This window comes from Rhodoferax sp., from assembly GCF_018063565.1.
Taxonomy (GTDB): Bacteria; Pseudomonadota; Gammaproteobacteria; order Burkholderiales; family Burkholderiaceae_C; genus Rhodoferax.
In genome coordinates this window covers 20,079-37,744 of record NZ_JAGPBB010000021.1, presented here as the reverse complement: position 1 = coordinate 37,744, position 17,666 = coordinate 20,079, and the positions used below count along the sequence as shown (strand labels likewise).

Annotated in this window: 20 protein-coding genes; 13 read left to right on the top strand and 7 right to left on the bottom strand. The window is 62.8% G+C overall.

The window, feature by feature from the left end:
- Positions 1-15: 15 nt before the first annotated feature.
- The 4 genes from KBF66_RS07115 to KBF66_RS07100 all read right to left on the bottom strand — a co-directional run bounded on the left by KBF66_RS07115 (position 16) and on the right by KBF66_RS07100 (position 3,493).
- Positions 16-1,374 carry an NAD(P)/FAD-dependent oxidoreductase gene (locus KBF66_RS07115; protein WP_296654518.1) on the bottom strand — a complete coding sequence of 453 codons (1,359 nt, stop codon included), beginning with the start codon at positions 1,372-1,374 and terminating at the stop codon, positions 16-18.
- Between the two features lie 71 nt (positions 1,375-1,445).
- Positions 1,446-1,940, bottom strand: a complete 495-nt coding sequence (locus tag KBF66_RS07110; protein WP_296654517.1) for a 3-hydroxyacyl-ACP dehydratase — start codon at positions 1,938-1,940, stop codon at positions 1,446-1,448.
- Positions 1,941-1,951: 11 nt separating this feature from the next.
- Complete coding sequence (locus KBF66_RS07105) at positions 1,952-3,211, bottom strand: beta-ketoacyl-[acyl-carrier-protein] synthase family protein (RefSeq protein ID WP_296654516.1); 1,260 nt, start codon at positions 3,209-3,211, stop codon at positions 1,952-1,954.
- Entirely contained in the window at positions 3,212-3,493 is a 282-nt protein-coding gene (locus tag KBF66_RS07100; RefSeq protein ID WP_296654515.1) for an acyl carrier protein, read from the bottom strand.
- Positions 3,494-3,677: 184 nt separating this feature from the next.
- On the opposite strand from KBF66_RS07100, the gene KBF66_RS07095 reads away from it, so the two are divergent.
- Entirely contained in the window at positions 3,678-4,421 is a 744-nt protein-coding gene (locus KBF66_RS07095; protein ID WP_296654513.1) for a lysophospholipid acyltransferase family protein, read from the top strand.
- Between the two features lie 41 nt (positions 4,422-4,462).
- Here KBF66_RS07095 and KBF66_RS07090 read toward each other — a convergent pair whose 3' ends face one another.
- Positions 4,463-5,110 (bottom strand): phosphatase PAP2 family protein, encoded by a 648-nt coding sequence (locus KBF66_RS07090; protein WP_296654511.1) that lies wholly within the window; start codon positions 5,108-5,110, stop codon positions 4,463-4,465.
- Positions 5,111-5,271: 161 nt separating this feature from the next.
- Here KBF66_RS07090 and KBF66_RS07085 point away from each other — a divergent pair, with 161 nt between their 5' ends.
- The 10 genes from KBF66_RS07085 to KBF66_RS07045 all read left to right on the top strand — a co-directional run bounded on the left by KBF66_RS07085 (position 5,272) and on the right by KBF66_RS07045 (position 13,903).
- Positions 5,272-5,553: a phosphopantetheine-binding protein gene (locus KBF66_RS07085; RefSeq protein WP_296654509.1), complete on the top strand. Its 282-nt coding sequence runs from the start codon at positions 5,272-5,274 to the stop codon at positions 5,551-5,553.
- Positions 5,550-6,230 carry a hypothetical protein gene (locus KBF66_RS07080; RefSeq protein WP_296654507.1) on the top strand — a complete coding sequence of 227 codons (681 nt, stop codon included), beginning with the start codon at positions 5,550-5,552 and terminating at the stop codon, positions 6,228-6,230. The genes KBF66_RS07085 and KBF66_RS07080 overlap by 4 nt, the downstream gene beginning before the upstream one ends.
- Positions 6,227-7,561, top strand: coding sequence for an AMP-binding protein (locus KBF66_RS07075; RefSeq protein WP_365732529.1), 1,335 nt, complete (start codon positions 6,227-6,229; stop codon positions 7,559-7,561). Before KBF66_RS07080 ends, KBF66_RS07075 begins: the two co-directional genes overlap by 4 nt.
- Entirely contained in the window at positions 7,554-7,859 is a 306-nt protein-coding gene (locus tag KBF66_RS19610) for a hypothetical protein (RefSeq protein ID WP_365732528.1), read from the top strand. The genes KBF66_RS07075 and KBF66_RS19610 overlap by 8 nt, the downstream gene beginning before the upstream one ends.
- Positions 7,856-8,761: an acyl-CoA synthetase gene (locus tag KBF66_RS07070; protein ID WP_296654506.1), complete on the top strand. Its 906-nt coding sequence runs from the start codon at positions 7,856-7,858 to the stop codon at positions 8,759-8,761. Before KBF66_RS19610 ends, KBF66_RS07070 begins: the two co-directional genes overlap by 4 nt.
- Before the next feature lie 14 nt (positions 8,762-8,775).
- Entirely contained in the window at positions 8,776-9,330 is a 555-nt protein-coding gene (locus tag KBF66_RS07065; RefSeq protein ID WP_296654504.1) for a LolA-related protein, read from the top strand.
- Positions 9,327-11,669 carry an MMPL family transporter gene (locus KBF66_RS07060; RefSeq protein WP_296654503.1) on the top strand — a complete coding sequence of 781 codons (2,343 nt, stop codon included), beginning with the start codon at positions 9,327-9,329 and terminating at the stop codon, positions 11,667-11,669. Before KBF66_RS07065 ends, KBF66_RS07060 begins: the two co-directional genes overlap by 4 nt.
- A 76-nt stretch (positions 11,670-11,745) precedes the next feature.
- Positions 11,746-12,387: an alpha/beta hydrolase gene (locus tag KBF66_RS07055; RefSeq protein WP_296654501.1), complete on the top strand. Its 642-nt coding sequence runs from the start codon at positions 11,746-11,748 to the stop codon at positions 12,385-12,387.
- Positions 12,384-13,184 carry a polysaccharide deacetylase family protein gene (locus KBF66_RS07050; RefSeq protein ID WP_296654500.1) on the top strand — a complete coding sequence of 267 codons (801 nt, stop codon included), beginning with the start codon at positions 12,384-12,386 and terminating at the stop codon, positions 13,182-13,184. Before KBF66_RS07055 ends, KBF66_RS07050 begins: the two co-directional genes overlap by 4 nt.
- The gene (locus KBF66_RS07045; protein WP_296654498.1) at positions 13,181-13,903 is read left to right on the top strand and encodes a class I SAM-dependent methyltransferase; all 723 of its coding nucleotides are present in this window, start codon (positions 13,181-13,183) and stop codon (positions 13,901-13,903) included. Before KBF66_RS07050 ends, KBF66_RS07045 begins: the two co-directional genes overlap by 4 nt.
- A gap of 43 nt (positions 13,904-13,946) precedes the next feature.
- On the opposite strand, the gene KBF66_RS07040 is transcribed toward KBF66_RS07045, so the two are convergent.
- Together KBF66_RS07040 and KBF66_RS07035 are read right to left on the bottom strand one after the other, a co-directional pair.
- Entirely contained in the window at positions 13,947-14,666 is a 720-nt protein-coding gene (locus tag KBF66_RS07040; protein WP_296654496.1) for a cupin domain-containing protein, read from the bottom strand.
- Complete coding sequence (locus KBF66_RS07035; RefSeq protein ID WP_296654494.1) at positions 14,663-16,009, bottom strand: AarF/ABC1/UbiB kinase family protein; 1,347 nt, start codon at positions 16,007-16,009, stop codon at positions 14,663-14,665. The genes KBF66_RS07040 and KBF66_RS07035 overlap by 4 nt, the downstream gene beginning before the upstream one ends.
- A 368-nt stretch (positions 16,010-16,377) precedes the next feature.
- On the opposite strand from KBF66_RS07035, the gene KBF66_RS07030 reads away from it, so the two are divergent.
- Positions 16,378-16,947 (top strand): hypothetical protein, encoded by a 570-nt coding sequence (locus KBF66_RS07030; protein WP_296654492.1) that lies wholly within the window; start codon positions 16,378-16,380, stop codon positions 16,945-16,947.
- Positions 16,948-17,279: 332 nt separating this feature from the next.
- Positions 17,280-17,543: a hypothetical protein gene (locus KBF66_RS07025; RefSeq protein ID WP_296654490.1), complete on the top strand. Its 264-nt coding sequence runs from the start codon at positions 17,280-17,282 to the stop codon at positions 17,541-17,543.
- Positions 17,544-17,666: the final 123 nt, after the last annotated feature.

Below are 17,666 nucleotides of genomic sequence, written 5' to 3'. Positions count from 1 at the left end.
TGGCGGCCTGGCGCGTCATGCGTTGTACGCCACGGCGTCATCGACTTTGCGGATATTGAAGCGGCGCTGCTGCCAGGCCATGAAGGCGCGTTTGGGTTGCAGGATGTTGGCGCTGTAGTACAGCATCTTGAACACCAGCAGTGAGCGCCAGATCGGCGTTTTGCCAAAAATGTCGCCGGCCAGCACTGACAACAGCGCTTCCTTGACCCGAAACACGTTTTTCGGATGCATGAAAAAGTCACGCATGATGGGGTTGGTGACGCGGTAGATGAACCACGAGAATTCGCGCGGCCCGTGGCGCATCAGGCGGTCAAAACGCGCCAGTGCAGCCCCCGAGCGGGCCGGGGCGGTCAGACAGGTGTGGATGGCCTCGGCACCGATCACCGCGCTGTTCATGGCCAGCCAGACGCCGGAGGAAAAAACCGGGTCAATGAAGGCGTAAGCGTCCCCCAGCATCAGATAGTTGGTGCCGTGATTTCGCTCAGACACATACGAGAAATTGCCGGTGGCCTCGACCCGGCTGACCCGGGTGGCGTCTTGCAGTCGTGCGCTCAAGGCCGGGCTGGACGCAATGTTGTCCATCAGAAACTGCTCCAGCGTGCGCTGGCCGCGGGTCTTGATGTGGTAGGGCCAGGTCACCATGCCGACACTGGTGGTGCCATTGGTCAGCGGAATGAACCAGAACCAGCCATGGTCAAACCAGAATATCGTGATATTGCCCTCGTCGTGACCCTCGTTGCGCCGCGCCTGGGTGAAGTGGGCATAGACCGCCGAACTGTTGTGTTTGGGGTTGCTTTGCTTGATCTTGAAGCGGTTGGCAAAAAAGGTGTCGCGCCCGGAGGCGTCCACGACAAAACGCGCCTGCCACTGCTGCTCGCGCTCGTCGTCATGCCGGGCGGTGACGCGCGCGCCACCATCGGCTGAAAAGTCCACCGCCATCACCTTGCAGCCTTCGAGCACTTCAGCGCCCTTGCGCGCGGCATGGCGGATCAAAATCTGGTCGAACTCGGCGCGCTTGACCTGATAGGCATGGGGCATGGACTTGTCCCAGGCATCGGCAAAGTGAAAGGTCTGTTTCGCGTTGTGGGTGGGCGAGACAAACTCGGCGCCGGGTTTGAACATGCCAATGGCCTTGATCTCGTCGGCAATGCCCATCTTCTCGAAAAGGGGCAAATTGGCCGGTAGCAAGGACTCGCCAATATGAAAGCGTGGATGATGGTTTTTTTCCAGCAGCACCACCTTGTGGCCCTGTTCGGCGAGCAGACTCGAAACGGTCGAGCCGGCCGGGCCGCCGCCAATCACCAACACATCACACGGGTGTGGCGCGTCGCTGGAAGCTTGACTGGCGGTTGATTGCACCCTGGTTTGGCCCATCTGTCGTTGGCGGTGATTGGTCGATTGGTGCGCTCGATGATAGTCGGTTTGCCTGCGCCAGAACCGCCCAACTATGGGCTGACCGGTGACCCCAATGCGTTGAGCAAATGCCCTTTGCTGGTGTACACCATCAGGATGTCGAGTTGTGCCGCTTCGAGCCCCTGCGCGGTGACCGTGGCGAGCACCTGCACGGCCATGGGTGCCATTTGACGACACTGGATGGCAAACGCCACGTCGCACTGTGCCGGCACCGGTTGCTTGAAGACACACTTCCTGACCGATGCCAGCACGCCCACCAGATCACCGGTGAGCGACCTGACATACGGGTCGCCCGCGAGCAGACCGGCACCGGCGAGTTGCGCTGCGGTTTCAATCAGCAGGGCTCCCGGCACCACGGGCATGCCGGGAAAGTGCCCTTGAATGATCAGATTGGTCAAGGGCCAGTTGGCTCTGCCAACAAAACTGTGCGCACCGTGGATGACCAGGTGCTGGCACACAAAAATGTCACCGCGGTGTGGCAGCAGGGCCTCTATCTGTGGCCGGTCCAGCTCAAACGGATAGTGCATCTGCGCGGGGCTCACGACACGTACCGGCGCGCGATCAGCGTGGCGTTGCTGCCACCAAAGGCGAACGAATTTGACATCACCGCGTCGATCCGGCAGTGGTGGCGTGCCTGCAGGGGCACGTAGTCCAGGTCACAGCGAGGATCCGGATGCTCCAGGTGGGCCGTGGGCGGCAATGAACCACTGCGCATGGCCATGATGGAAAGCGCCAGCTCAAGCGCACCACCGGCACCAATCAGGTGACCATGCACCGCCTTGGTCGAACTCACCGCCAACCGGTCGGCGACGGCACCAAACACGGCACGGATGGACTGGGTTTCGATCACATCACCCGCGTCCGTGGCGGTGCCATGGGCATTGAGGTACCCAATGTCACCGGCACCGAGCGCCGCGATGTCCAGCGCCTGCTGCATGGACGCCACTTGTCCTTGCACGCTCGGGTTGGTCAGGTGCTGGGCATCACTGCTGCAGCCATAGCCGGCCAGCTCTGCCAGCGCCGGCGCCTGGCGCTGTTGCACCCGTGCCTGGCTTTCCAGCACCAGCGCTGCGGCACCCTCGCCCAGCACAAATCCATTGCGGTCCAGCGAGAAGGGGCGACAACTGTGTGCCGGGTTGCGGCTGTCGGGTTTGGCCATGACCCGCAGCGCGTTCCACGCCATCAGCGAACCCGGCGTCAGCATGGATTCGGTGCCAAGCACCACGGCAGCATCGAGGTAGCCGTGCCGAATGGCACGAAACGCCTCACCCGCCGCCACCGCAGACGAGGCACAGGCCACACTGTAGGTGTTGCTGGCACCGGCCAGACCGTAGTGCATGGAGACGGCGGCCGCGGCCGCATTGGCCATCATGCGCGGCACCGACAAGGGGTGCATGACGGTGGGGTTCTTGTGGGCATGGCTGGGTGCCGTGAGCGCCGCAAAATAACGGGCGTACAGGCCGTCGAGCGTGTGCGCGCCACCAAAACCGATGCCGGCAAAGACACCAAAACGGGCGCTGTCAGCCGGATGGCTGCTGATACTGGCGTGTTTCAGGGCCTCGTCAGCGGCTACCAGGGCAAACTGGGTCGCCCGGTCAAGGGAGGCAAATTTTTTGTCGAGCAGGCTGGCGGGATCTGCCGCCACCGCCGCCATCAGCAGGTTGGACAAGCCGCCGGTGATGTCGGTCGGGGCTGGCCGGATGGCACTTTGACCTTGCAGCGCCGCGGCAAAGCTGCTGCTGCTGTCGCTGCCCAGCGGGGTGATCATCCCCAGCCCGGTGATCAGGACCCGGTTCACTCAGCCCACCGAAGGTGCGGCATCCACCACCGGCAGTTGCCCGTTGTGATGCGCTCGCACCGACGCCTCGATGTCGGCCACCATGTCGGTAAAACTCATGCTCAGGTAGCGCATTGGCTCGGGGATTTGCAGACCAAACTTGTCTTCCACTTCAAACAACATCTCCAGCAGGCCCAAAGAATCCAGCTGCAGGTCAGCCACGGTCAGGTCAGGCTGGGTGAATTTCTCCGGATCAACCCCTGCCGTGTTGATCAAGTACTCTTTGATGATGTTGTCGAGCATGAAAAAGCCTCATTTTTAAGGGGATTGTAATGAGCCACCGGCGATATCTGACGGCACGCAGGGCGGGTCTGCGGGGGACATTCTGCGACGAAAACTGTAGTAACCTTGCGTTCAAGACCACCGCGCCACGACCGCCTGGTGTTTGACTGTGGGTCCGTTTTTTGTGGGTGCCTGTGAGGCTTGGATGGTCCGAATTCGTCAACTTGGCCTGTTTTATGTGATGCTGCTGTGGCTCGGCCTGATGCTGTTGGCCGGCAATGTGGCGGTGCTGCCACTGCTGGCCACGCCGCGCCGCTTTCGCGAGCCGCTGGTGCAGGGGCTGATTAGCGGCGTGTTTCGCGTTTTTTTGACCGGCGCCGAGCGCAGCGGTCTGATGCAGCTCGATTTGCGCCAGCTCGATGCGCTGAATCAGCAAACGGGACTGGTGCTGGTGGCCAATCATCCCAGCATGATCGACGTGTTCCTGGTGATTTCAAGGGTGCGGCGCGGCGTCTGCCTGATGAAGGCCAGCATCGGCAGCAACATTCTGTTTGGTGCGGGTGCCTATCTGGCGGGTTATGTGTCCAACCACAAACCCGGCCAGATGCTGCGCAGCGCCAGCAGCACGGTGCTCAGGGGGCCGCATTTGCTGGTGTTCCCGGAAGGCACCCGCACCACGCGCCAGCCCGTCAATGACATCAAGCCCGGCGTGGCTTTGATTGCCAAGCGGACCGGGCAACCGCTGCAGACCCTCCTGATCCGCACCAACTCACCCTACCTGAGCAAGGGCTGGACGCTGTTTCGCCCGCCCCGGTTTCCACTGATCTATCAAGCCCGTATCGGCGCGCAACTGCCCGCCACAGGTGCGTGCGCCGATACCGCGCGCCACCTGCAGCGCTACTACGAGGCGCAGATGACCCGCTCGATTGATGAAGGTTTGCGCCTCTGAGAGCCCTGGTCGCCGCAGTTTTTTTGGCCTCAACAATCCTGTCAGACGGTATTGCGGATGTGGCGCAGCGATGCCGCCGCAAAGACCAGGCCCACGACTGCCCCGCTGATCACGTCGAGCGCGACATGCTGCAACGACGCCATGGTGGACCAGGCGATGCCCAGACAAAGCACCCAGCTCATCCAGGTGAGGCTGTTGGGCGTGTGCAACTGCCACAGGATGCGCCCCAGCCAGCAGGCTGAAAACACCGCCGACGCCACGTGCAGCGACGGACAGGCATTGCCCGCAGCGTCCACACCCTTGATCATCGCCAGGGCTGGATAGTGGCGCCAGTCGATGTCAACCGTGGGGGTCTGCGTCGGGAAAAACCAGAACAGGGCCAGACACAGCAAGCACATCAGTCCAACCCACAAGCCATACAGGATCAGCGCCCGCAGGTTGCCCATCAATGCTGGCGGCAGTGACACATACACCCACAGTGATGCATAGATCGGGAAAGAATACGGCGTGAACGCGACCCAGTCGTCGAGCCAGATCCTGGGCATGACCCACGGCACCCCATCAGGGTGGTGCAGCACCTGAAAATAAGCCCAGAAAAACAGCGCCATGAACAGCGAGGTACCAAGGGCCTTGAGCGGCCAGTAACGGACCAGGCGGTCTGCAATGCGTTGTGGCCATTGGGGTTTCATGGAGGAAACGGCGCGGTCGCGGCGCCTGAAATAGGGGTTGCGCGATTGTGCCAGCGTATAATTTTTTGGGGGTAAAAGTCGGCCACCACGCCTTTTTGCAGTGCGCTCCTGACAGGGTAGACACAGCCTGCCGCACTGTCCAACCATGAAAATAATCTCAAATGTCTGACGTTCCCTCTGTTGCCCTGGATACCCTCATGAATGAGGTCGCCGAGTTGATCATAGAAGCGCTGAACCTGGAGGTTCAGGCCAGTGAGGTCTTGCCCGATGACCCGCTGTACGGCGAGGGCCTGGGGCTGGACTCCATTGACATGCTTGAAATTTCGCTGGTGATCTCCAAACGCTATGGCTTCCAGCTGCGCTCAGACAACGAGCACAATGCGCAGATCTACGCGTCGCTGCGCGCACTGACCCAACACATTGCCAGCCAGCGCACCCAATGAGCCTGAGCTGGTCGCAGGCATGGCGCGGCGCGGCGGCTGGCGCACTGCTGCTGGCCTGGACCGTGTCGGCCCACCTGGGCAGTGCCGGCGTCGGCAGTGCCGATGTGAACGCAGCCATTGCCACTACCCCGCTGCTGCTGGCCTGGGCGGTGCTGTTGTGGCAGGTCAAGCAGCGCGCCGTTCGCCTGGCGGGTCTGCTGCTGGCACTGGCTGCGGTGCTGGCCTTGTGGCCCCAATTGCGACAGAACGTCGCGCTTTTGTATTACCTGCAACACCTGGGCACCCATCTGGCGCTGGCCGTGCTGTTTGGGCGCACCCTGCGCCAGCCGGGCGAGCCGCTGATCACCCGCATGGCCCGATACATCTTTGGCCATACCCTGTCCGCGCGCAAACTCCGGTACACGCGGCAAGTCACCTGGGCCTGGACGTTGTTCTTCCTGGGCAACGCGCTGGTTTCTACCGGTCTGTTTTTTTGGGCCACACCGGCCGTCTGGTCGGTACACGCCAACTTGCTGACCGGACCCCTGATCGCCGGGATGTTTCTGGCCGAGCATCTGGTGCGCCAGCGTGTCTTGCCGCCACACGAACGCCCGGGTCTGGCCGACGTGATCCGGGCCTACCGCCAGCGCGCAGCTTTGGGTAACTCGGCGCAGCAGCCACCGGAGCACGGTGCATGAGCCTGCTGCCGCTGGTGAGTGAGCGCACACTGGGCGATACGTTGGCCTGGCGCCCCGCAGGGCCGGTCACGGTGGGGGAGTACCTGGCGGACGCGCAGGCGGTGGCGGCTGAGCTGCCCGCTGGCAACTGGGTGCTGAACCTGTGCGAAGACCGCTACCACTTTGCCGTGCTGTTTGCCGCTTGCCTGCTGTCTGGCAAGACCAGTCTGCAGCCGGCGTCGCAGTCACCTGAAACGCTGCTGCGCCTGGCGCAGGACTATGCTGGGGCTTTTTGCGTGACCGATGGCAGCTTTGATCTGCCGGGCTTGGCCCGCATGGCGTTCCCTGAGCTCAACCGGCTGGCGCGCCCGCCGGTGAACGACATGCCAGCCATTGCCGCCGACCGGGTGGTGGCGATCTTGTTCACCTCGGGCTCCACCGGTCTGCCCCAGCCACACGGCAAGACCTGGGGCAAACTGGTGCAAAACGGCCAGGCCGAGGCGCTTGGGCTGGGCTTGGGCAAGCACCCGCCGGTGCTGGTCGGCACGGTGCCGGCACAGCACAGCTACGGTTTTGAGTCCACCTTTTTAATGGCGCTGCACGGGGGTTGCAGCTTTTGGAGCGGCAAGCCGTTTTACCCGCAGGATGTTGTCGAGGCTCTGCAGGCGGTACCGCAACCGCGCATGCTGGTCACCACCCCCTACCACCTGTCGGCGCTGCTGGGCTCGGGTCTGGCGTGGCCGACGCTGCAACGCTGCCTGTCCGCCACTGCGCCGTTGAGTACCGAGCTGGCCGCGCAGGTGGAGCAACGCAGTGGCGCACCGGTGCATGAGATCTATGGCTCCACCGAATCGTCGCAACTGGCCTGCCGGCGCACCACAGACGGAGCCGCCTGGCGTTTGCTGCCCGGAGTGCAACTGACACAGGCGAGCGACACCAGCTACGCGCAGGGCGGCCACGTCGAGGGACGGGTGCCGTTGTCAGACCTGATCGAGTTACGGCCCGATGGCTACTTTCTGTTGCACGGCCGCCATGCAGATCTGGTCAACATTGCGGGCAAAAGAACTTCGCTGGGTTACCTGAACCACCAGTTGTGCGCCATCGAGGGTGTGCAGGACGGTGCGTTTTTTCTGCCGGATGCCCAGGCGACAGAGGCCGTCACCCGACTGAGCGCTTTTGTGGTGGCACCGGGCCTGCCGCGCGCTGCACTGCTGGCGGCGTTGCGCCATCGCATCGATCCCATTTTTTTGCCACGCCCGCTGGTCCAGCTCGATGCCCTGCCACGCAACAGTACCGGCAAGCTGCCACGCAGCGCACTACAGGCGCTTTACCAGCAACACACGCATGGCTGAGGCCGTGTTCACCTGGCAGGTGCCACCGGAGCACCCTGCATTTGCCGGACATTTTCCGGGGCATCCCATCCTGCCTGGCGTCCTGCTGCTGGACCAGGCCCTGCTGTTTGCCCAGCAACATCTGGGACAGCCTGAACCGGGCTGGCAGATCACGCAGGCCAAGTTCCTGAGTCCGTGCGGCCCGGGCGATGCGCTGGTGTTTTCCTTTCGGGATGGCGCTCGCGGCGCGCTGGCGTTCACGGTGAGTTGTGCCGGTCGCACCATGGCCACTGGCAGCGTGTTGCCACCGTTGCCATGAAACCCGATCCTCGTCCCGACTGGATGCAGCAGCAGGAACGCAGCCATGCGCTGGTGTTGCGTCTGATGGTCTGGATCTCGCTGACTTTTGGCCGTCGCCTGGGCCGGCTGGTGCTGCACGGTATCACCGCCTACTTTGTGCTGTTTGCACCCATGGCACGGCGCGCCAGTCGCGCCTACCTGACGCGTGCGCTGGGTCGGCACGCCGGCTGGCGCGATGGTTATCGCCATGTGTTGAGCTTCGCCAGCACCATCCACGACCGGGTCTATCTGCTCAACGACCGTTTCGATGTGTTTGACATCGAGGTGCGGGGGGCGCAGGCGCTGCAGGCGGCCTTGCAACGACAGCCCGGGGCCTTGCTGGTGGGCGCGCACCTGGGCAGTTTTGAAGCCCTGCGCGCCATCGGCCGGGACCAGCAGGGTCTGCGTGTCGCGATGCTGATGTACGAGCAGAACGCGCGCAAGCTCAATGCCACGCTGGCTGCCATTAACCCGCGCGCCATGCAAGACATCATTGCGCTGGGACAGCTCGACTCGATGCTGCAAGTGCGCGACAAGCTCGACGCCGGATACCTGGTGGGCATGCTGGCGGACCGATCCCTGGGCGGCGACACCACGCTGGCGGCTGATTTTCTGGGGCACAGTGCCGACTTTCCGCTCGGCCCCTGGCGCATGGCGGCGATGCTCAAACGCCCTGTGTTCCTGATGGCCGGGCTGTATCTGGGCGGCAACCGCTACCAGTTGCATTTTGAATTGCTGGCCGATTTCTCAGAGATCGAACGCCGCCAGCGTGATGCCGCGATTCAGACTGCCGTGCAGCGTTATGCTGACAGCCTGACCCGGCTGTGTCGGCTGGCACCCTACAACTGGTTTAATTTCTTCGATTTTTGGCAAAAAAAATGATCCGATGCTGCTGTATGGCCATGATGGTGACGCTGGGGTTGGCAGGCAACGCGTGGGCGGCCTTCGATCTGGATCAGCTCATGGGTGAACTGGCTAAAAACAAGGGGGGCCGCGCGCGCTTTGTCGAAAAGCGCCACATCGCGCTGCTCGACAAACCGGTACAGTCCAGCGGCGAAATGCTCTACAGTCCGCCCGACCGGCTCGAAAAGCGCACCTTGTTGCCCAAACCGGAAACCATGGTGCTTGACAAAGACCAGCTCAGCCTGGAGCGCGACAAGCGCCGGATGTCGATCCATTTGAGCAGCCGCCCTGAAGCCCAGGCTTTTGTCGACAGCATCCGCAGCACCCTGGCGGGCAACCGGCAGGTGCTGGAGCAAAACTATGCGCTTCAACTGCAGGGCGATAGCAGGCAATGGGTGCTGACCCTGATGCCCAGTGCGCCCGCCATCTCGGCGCTGCTGCAACGCATCACGGTCAGCGGCAGCAACAGCCAGGTGCGCCACATCGAGTACCTGCAAGTCGATGGCGACCGCTCCGAGATCGCCATTGAGCCGATCGACAGCCCATGAAGTCTGCGAAGCTGCGGGTGTTTCTGCTTTGGCTGCTGTGTATGCTGGCTGGTGCAGCGGTGGTCTGGAACAGCCGGTTTTCCGCCGACATGTCGTTTTTCCTGCCATCCAAACCCAGCGCCGAGCAGCGCGCCCTGGTCGGCCAGTTGCAAGACGGTACGGTCTCGCGCTTGCTGATGTTGTCCATCGATGGCGCCGATGCCGTGCAGCGCGCTGCGGTATCGCGGGCGTTGCGCCAACGCCTGGCCCGCGATCCGGCCTATGTGTCGGTGCAGAACGGCGAGGCTGGTGGACTCGAAGGCGAGCGTGACCTGCTGCTGCGCTACCGCTATCAGCTCAGTCCGACGGTGTCGGCGGAACGCTTTACCGAAGCCGGCCTGCAGGCCGCCGTCGCCAACACCATTGACTTGCTGTCCTCGCCACTGGGGCTGATGTTCAAGCCCTATCTGGCGCGCGACCCGACCGGGGAACTGCTGGAGGTGGTGACCCAGTTCAACCCCGGTGCCCAGCCTGAAACGCGCGCCGGTGTCTGGGCTTCGCGAAACGGCGAGCGGGCCATGCTGCTGGCACAAACCCGCGCGCTGGGTGCCGACACCGATGGCCAGGGCGCAGCGATTGCAGGCGTGCAGCAGGCTTTTGACGAGGTGCTTTCGCAACAGGGGCGCCGCGGCATGACACTGCAGGTCTCGGGCCCGGGCAAGTTCGCAGTGCAGGCACGCGAAACCATCAAGACCGAGGTGTCGCGTCTGTTTCTCATCAGCATGGCGGGCATCGTGGGGGTGTTGCTGTGGGTGTATCGCTCGCCACGGCTGCTGGCTCTGGGGCTGCTGCCCATGCTCAGCGGTGCGCTGGCCGGGGTGGCCGTGGTGAGTCTGGTGCATGGCACGGTGTTTGGCATCACCGTGGGGTTTGGCTCGGCACTGATCGGCGAGGCGGTGGATTACGCCATCTACTTCTTTGTGCAGTCCGGGCGCATCGGGCTGGACAACTGGCGCCGGGTGTTCTGGCCGACGGTGCGCCTGGGGGTGCTGACCTCGGCGCTGGGTTTTGGGGCGCTGCTGTTTTCAGGCTTTCCGGGCTTGTCGCAACTAGGTTTGTACGCCTTGTCCGGGGTTGTGACAGCGGCCCTGGTGACCCGGTTTGTGTTGCCCACGCTGGCAGGCACGCATTTCAGTGTGCCAGCGCCGGCACCCTGGGTGCACCGTGCGCTGGCGCAGTTGGGCAAAGCGCATCGCCTGCGAGCCGGGGTGGCGCTGCTGGCGCTGCTGGCAGGGGGCTACCTATGGCTGCAGCGTGCCAATTTGTGGGATGCGAACCTGTCGGCGCTGTCCACCGTCAGCCAGGACGAGGCCAACGCCGACTCACGCATGCGGGCCGACCTGGCCGCACCCGATGCGCGCTACCTGGTCACCATTCACGCACCAGACCAGGAAAGCGCCTTGCAGGCCGCCGAACGGGTTGGCGCGCAACTCGATCGGCTGGTGGCGCAAGCGGTGATTGGCGGCTACGACAGCCCGGCGCGTTTCCTGCCCAGTGCCGTGCAGCAACAGCAGCGTCTGGCCAGCCTGCCAGCGCCGGATGTCTTGCAGGTGCGACTGCGCAGCGCGCTGGCCGAGTCACCACTGGGTGCCGACAAACTCGCCCCGTTTGTGGCTGACGTGCAGGCCGCCCGCAGCGCCGGTGTGATGCGCCGGGCCGATCTGAGCGGCAGCGCGCTGGCGCTGGCGGTGGACTCGATGCTGATGCCGGTGGCATCAGGCGGCTGGACCGTGATGATGCCTTTGCGCCCCGCCCCGGGTGCGCCCGATGCTGCCATTCCGCCAGAAAAACTGCGGGCCGCGTTGGCCGGAAGTGGCGCGTTGTTTGTCGATTTGAAGGCCGAGTTTGAGGCGCTCTACAGCGGCTATATGGATGAGGCGGTGCAACTGTCGCTGGCCGGTTTTGTGGCGATTGTGCTGTTGCTGGCGCTGACGCTGCGCTCACCGCAGCGTCTGCTGCGGGTGCTGCTGACGCTGGTGTTGACGGTGATGGGCGTGATCGCGTTGCTGCACCTGTCTGGCACGCGCCTGCACCTGCTGCACCTGGTGGGCATGCTGCTGATTGTGGCGGTGGGCTCCAACTATGCCTTGTTCTTTGACCGACCTGCTGGCGGTGAGCCGCTGGACGCGGCCACGCTGATGTCGATGGCAGTCGCCACACTGACCACGGCGATCGGCTTTGGCACCCTGGCCCTGTCGAGTGTTCCGGTGCTGCAGGCCATCGGTGTCACGGTCGGGCCGGGTGCGCTGCTGGCCCTGTTCCTGGCGGCAGTGCTGGTGTATCCGGCACAATCCAGGTGAATCAATAATGATAGCTGCAAGCGCAATTACAGAAAGCGCTAGACGCCATTTTTGTTCATTTATCGATGAAACCCTCGTGGCCACCAGCGCGGTACACCGTGGCGGGGCCGACACTTTGCTGGTGATGTTGCCCGGCGCGCTGATGACACCGCAGCACATGGAGCAGGCCGGCATATTGGCGGCGGTGCAGCAGCGTGGGTTGCCACTTGACCTGATCGCACCTGATCTGCACGCCCTGGAGGGCTGCAACCGCGCCGCACTGCACGCGCTGGCAGTTGGCCTTCTGTTGCCGGCGCGTGCGCACTACCGGCAGGTGTGGTTGGGCGGTATTTCGCGGGGCGGGCAACTGGCCTTGTCCTGCCTGGCCGAGCACGCCGCACTGGTGGACGGTCTGTGCTTGATTGCGCCGTATGCAGGCAGCCGCCTGACCACCAACGCGATCCGGCGCGCCGGCGGCATCGATGCCTGGCAAGCCAGCCCCGCGCAGTGGCAAGACCCGGAGTTCCGCCTATGGCAATGGCTCAAGCAACCTGACATCCAGATCCCGGTCTTCATGGGTTACGGCGCGCATGACCGGTTTGCCGATGGCATGGCCTTGCTGGCTGCACGTTTACCCTCAGCCCACCACTGCCAGTTGCCCGGTGCGCACGACTGGCCAGTGTGGCAGCGGCTGTGGGCGCAATTTCTGGACCTGGGTTTCTTTGCCCGTCGTTCATGACACGCCGCCCGGTCACCCCTGCCTTGCTGAAAGTTTCGGCTGCCGTGCATGCGATGGCGGCTCTGGGCACGCTGGCCGTGCCTGGCCTGTGGCCGTGGGCCCTGGGGGCACTGGTGAGCAATCATGCCGCACTGACCTTGGCAGGATTGCTGCCGCGTGCGCACTGGCTCGGTCCGAACATCAGCCGTTTGCCCGCCGCAGCGGTCGCCCGACAACAGGTGGCACTCACCCTGGACGACGGGCCCGACCCCGAGGTGACCCCGCGTGTGCTTGATCTGCTGGACGGTGCCGGTGCCAAAGCCAGTTTCTTTTGCATCGGCTGGCGCGCCAGGCAACACCCGGGGCTATGCCGGGAGATCGTGGCGCGAGGCCACCGGATAGAAAACCATGGCGATGCGCATTCCAACGCCTTTTCGCTGTATGGTCCGGCGCGCATGCGGCGCGACATATCGACAGCGCAAAACACGCTGAGCGACATCACCGGCCAGGCACCCCTGTTTTTTCGACCCACCGCCGGACTGCGCAACCCGTTTCTGGAGCCAGTGCTGGCACAACTTGACCTGAACCTGGCCAGTTGGACACGCCGCGCCTATGACACCCGCGAAGGACGTGCGCAAGTGGTGCTACAGCGCCTGACCCGTCGCCTTGCGGCGGGCGACATTTTGCTGATGCACGACGGCCACGCTGCCCGCACGCCGCAGAACCAGCCGGTGATCCTGGCCACCCTGCCCCTGTTGCTGCAGACAATGGCCCGGCACGGCCTGCAGCCCGTGACCCTGAAGGATGCCTTGACATGACGACCCGCTTCATGCCCACCCTGCTTGACCAGGCCAGTCAGCCCTTTCGGTCCAGTGGCCGTTTTGCCTACCACTACGCACGCGGCAAGCTCGGGGGTGACTGCATTTTTCGCGAGCTGCTCAGGCGCGGCATCTTGCCGGCGCAAGGGCATTTTCTGGACCTGGGCTGTGGCCAGGGCAGCCTGTTTGCCTGGCTGCTGGCAGCGCGCCAGCTTTACCAGCAAGGTCAGTGGCCCGCTGATTGGCCGGCGCCACCGCAACCCTTGAGCCTGCGTGGCGTGGAGCTGATGCAAAACGATGTGGATCGCGCCGCGCTGGCCTTTGGTGCGAAGCACCCGCTGGTGCACATTGAGCAAGGTGACATGAACCGGGCCGACTTTGGCCAGCCCGATGTCATCACCATTCTGGATGCGCTGCATTATTTTGACCATGAGCAACAGCAGCGTGTGCTGCAGCGCATTCACGCCGCCCTGCCCCCAGGTGGCCTGTTTCTGACGCGCATTGGCGACGCCAGCGCGGGACTGCCGTTTCATGTGTCCAACTGGGTGGACCATGTGGTGACCTTTTTTCGCGGACACCGCTTGCCGCGTCTGTATTGCCGCAGCCTGGCTGACTGGAAACGGCTGCTGGGCGAAATCGGGTTTGACGTGCAGAGCGAGGCGATGAACGAAGGCAAGCCGTTTGCCAATGTGATGCTGGTGTGCAGAAAGCAGTGCTGAAAACCCATGGGCGCCAACTTTGTGCTTGTTTCGCGGCTCACATTCAGGTTGGCATCGCAGCGCCCGGCGCTATGTCAACGAATGGGGGCGCAGCTGGGAGATGCCCGGTTTTTACCAGAATCACGCAGCCCTCCCGGCTGAACGGTTGGTGTTGACTGAGGTGAGGGCTGCGCAGCCAGCTGCCTGCGGGGTAGCTGCCGTGCTCGTCGGAGAACACGCCTTCAAGCACCAATATTTCTTCACCGCCGTAGTGCCGGTGCGGATTGAAGAAAGTGCCCGGCGCCCAGCGCACCATGGCCGTGTGCTGGGTGCCAAATTCGGATAGCGGCAACACGGTCAACCCCGCCACCAAACCCTGAAACCACGTCGCGCGACGGGTGTCCACCACGCAGCACTCGGTGTCGGCAGGGTCCAGGTAGCCTAGCTTCACAAACAACAGGCAGCCCGCCTCGCACCAGGGGGCGTGACGCGAGTCGGGCGGGTTCTTGAGGTAAGTGCCCGGACCGTACTGACCGGCCTCGTCGCTCAAGGTGCCTTCGAGCACAAGGATTTCTTCCCCCAGCTCGTGCAGGTGCACATCAAAACGGGCTCCAGCTGCATACCGAACAAGCGACGTAGACCGCGCGACTTCACCACCCTCACCCTCCAGCAGTCTGCGCTGAATCTGGGCGCAAGCTGAAGCCTGCCAAGGCAATGCCGTGCTGGCTACGACACAACGCAAGGAGAGGTCTGCGTTCAGACCGGTATTCGCCGCCAGACTCATGGTATGGCCTTGCTGCGCGCCGGTGCCGCCAGAAATGGTTGTGTCAACTGACACACATTGACACGCGCTTTGAGGCGGGCTGCCAACAGGTACAAGCCGCCCAGCTTGCGATGCAAAAACAGCGTATCAATGGGCGGAATGTGCCAGAAGTCGCGCTCCAGGCCCAGCGCCACCCCTGCTTCGCGCAGGCGTTGCACCAGGTCGGTGTGGCCAAAGTTGAACTCACCCGCCTGACGCAGTGGCTCCAGCGCCATCTGCATCATGTCCAGTACCGCCGTCTGATGCGTGGGCAGGACGTCCTCGTCAAAATAGCCAATCTCCATGGCAGCCTGCTTCATGGCCGCGCGGTCCCCGGCCAGGGCTGCGACCATCAGTTGGCGATAGGCCGCGCCAAAGGCGGGGGCAAATGCCCGGGTGGCGCCGAAGTCCAACAAGATTAATTGACCCGTGAGCGGGTCATAGCGATAGTTGGCAAAGTTGGGGTCGGTTTGCATCAGGCCAAACTCAAACAACTCCCTGAACAACAGGCGTACCAACAGCCGCACGATGCGGTCGCGCTCGGCCTGCGGCGCCTCGGTCATCGACTCAATGGGCACACCCCCCACAAACGACATGGCCAACACATGCGTGGTGGTCAGGTCGACGTGTAACTGCGGCACCACAAACTCGGGTGAATCGGCCAGCAGGTCGGCAAAGCGCTGCAAGTGAGCGCCCTCGGCCTGGTAATCGGCCTCTTGGCGCAGTTGGCGTTTGGCCTCCAGCAACAGTGGCGCAATGTCAAGTGTGCTGGGCAGCAAGCCAGACAGTCGCAACAGCGTAGCCACGTTGTTGACGTCGCTGCTGATGCTTTTTCGCACTCCGGGATACTGGATCTTGATGGCCAGGTCGCGCCCATCCAGCGTTTTGGCACGGTGCACCTGGCCAATGGAGGCGGCGGCGATGGGGGTGAACGAAAAGGGCTCGAACCGCTGCTGCCATTTGCCACCCCAGTTGGCCGTCAGCACGGCATGGACCTGACGGGGTGGCATGGCATGGGCATCCGAGCGCAGGCGCGCCAGAATGGCAGCCATCTCGGGCGGCAGCAGGTCGCCGGCGTCCATCGAGATCAGTTGCCCGACCTTCATCGCCGCGCCCCGCATCTGTGCCAGTTGCTGGGTAATCTTGAGGGCGTTGGCGGGGGTCAGCAGCAGGTCGCTGATTTTGGGGCGTTTGCCTTGCGCCAACTCCCGGGCACCCGCCAGCAGCATGTTTCCCGCCACACCAGAGGCCATTTGCCCCATGCGCATCAAGCGGCTGAGGCGGCCACTGGGCACGATTGAGCTGACGCCGGGCGGTCTGGTCATCAAAGCAGGTGGGTCAATGGGCATTCTCGTGTGCACCTTTGTGGTTTGGGTTGGGCTTGAGGGCCATGCGATCGTGTTCATAGGTCATGGGTATCTGCATTGCGCGGGTCTTCCCTCACCACGACATTTATGGCAACTCCTTCTACAGTTCAGACTTGCAACCGGGTAGGCCGCGATGGACTCGAGATTACGGCACATCAGTCGATGCCCTTGCTGCCTTGCCGGGTTTACACCCAGGCACAACACGCCGCTCAAACACACCGCACTGCTGTCCCTGGTTACCACGTGGTGCTGCGCTGAGGTCATTGATGGTTGCTGACACTTGATCCGGCATTCGCTTTGGATAAGCTCGGTTTATCATCAGCGCTATGAACAGTACGCCGGATCTTGCCCAAATACGTTTCCAGAACGCTTTGGCGCTGTTTGATGAGTTCGTCCACAACACGGTGAAGCACCCAGACGCGGCAACGTTGCGGGGATTGGAAGGCCGGTTTGCACTGCGGGTTCAGGTTCAGCCGAGTTACTGGAGTCAAATCAAGAGTCGATCACGGCAGATCGGCGAGCGACTGGCACGGCAGTTTGAGCAACTGTGCCAAAAACCCCATGGCTGGATGGATCAGGTCCATGCCACCCAACTCACCCCCGCCGACCCTGACGGCCACCTGCCCGCTACGGGCAATGACAGTCCAGGTCCGCAAGATGATGACGAACGCTTTATCGTCGGACTGGTCCTCACCTACTACCGACGCCACCCGCAGCGTGCGCGCACTCGCCTGCTTGACTTACTCGGTGAAGCATTGACGCCCGCTCCAGCGAGCACACGCTCAGCAAGCAGTTCCCCGCCCAATACGCCCCAAACCCCGTCGGCGGCTGACGAGGCTTTCGCACTGTGGCGCAAGACACAAGCCAGTGTTGCGCCTTTGAAACAAAAGAAGTAGCGCTGGCGCACTTGAGCAACAATTGCTTGCTCAAGATAATATTTTGTTTATCATTAGGGCAAGTTTGTCGGATCTCCTCACAGATTTCTGGCGAACCAGGATCACCCATCAACCCACAACGCATCCATGTTGTCCGCAGCCTGAAATGCGTCAACGATGTCGCACCGCCAGGGGCGACGTCAGCCGAGTCCGCTTAAGTGATTCGACTGACGCCGCTGAGCGCACATCTGTATCCCGGCGAATTCCCGTGAAACGAATGACTGAAATCTACACAGACCCAGTGCGCCCACGAAGTTGACAACTCAACGCACAGTGGGCAAGGAGAAATTATCATGATAAAGAACTTGTATTGGAGTTATGCCCCTGTTGCACCCGAAATGGGATATCGGGCCCGCCTACTGATGGCCGCAGTTTTGCGGGCCGCCGGCCTGGTTCTGACCAGAATTGCCCGCAGACTCGCTGCCGTTCCAAATCCGCGGCCACGGGCCATGGTGGAGCGAGAACTGGAGTTCTACGCCGAGGCTGGCGCCCCCGAAGGCGCGTTGTATGCTGATGGCGTCCTGATCGGCTATGTGTCAGGCGTCAAACGCCTGTAATCTGAGATCCAACGACCTTGGCTTTGTACTCTGGCGTCTGAATTTTGCGTTTCTTCGTTTCGCTCATGATTCAGCCATTTTCTGGATTCCAGACCCTCTTGAGTACTTGACTTGAATCCGAGG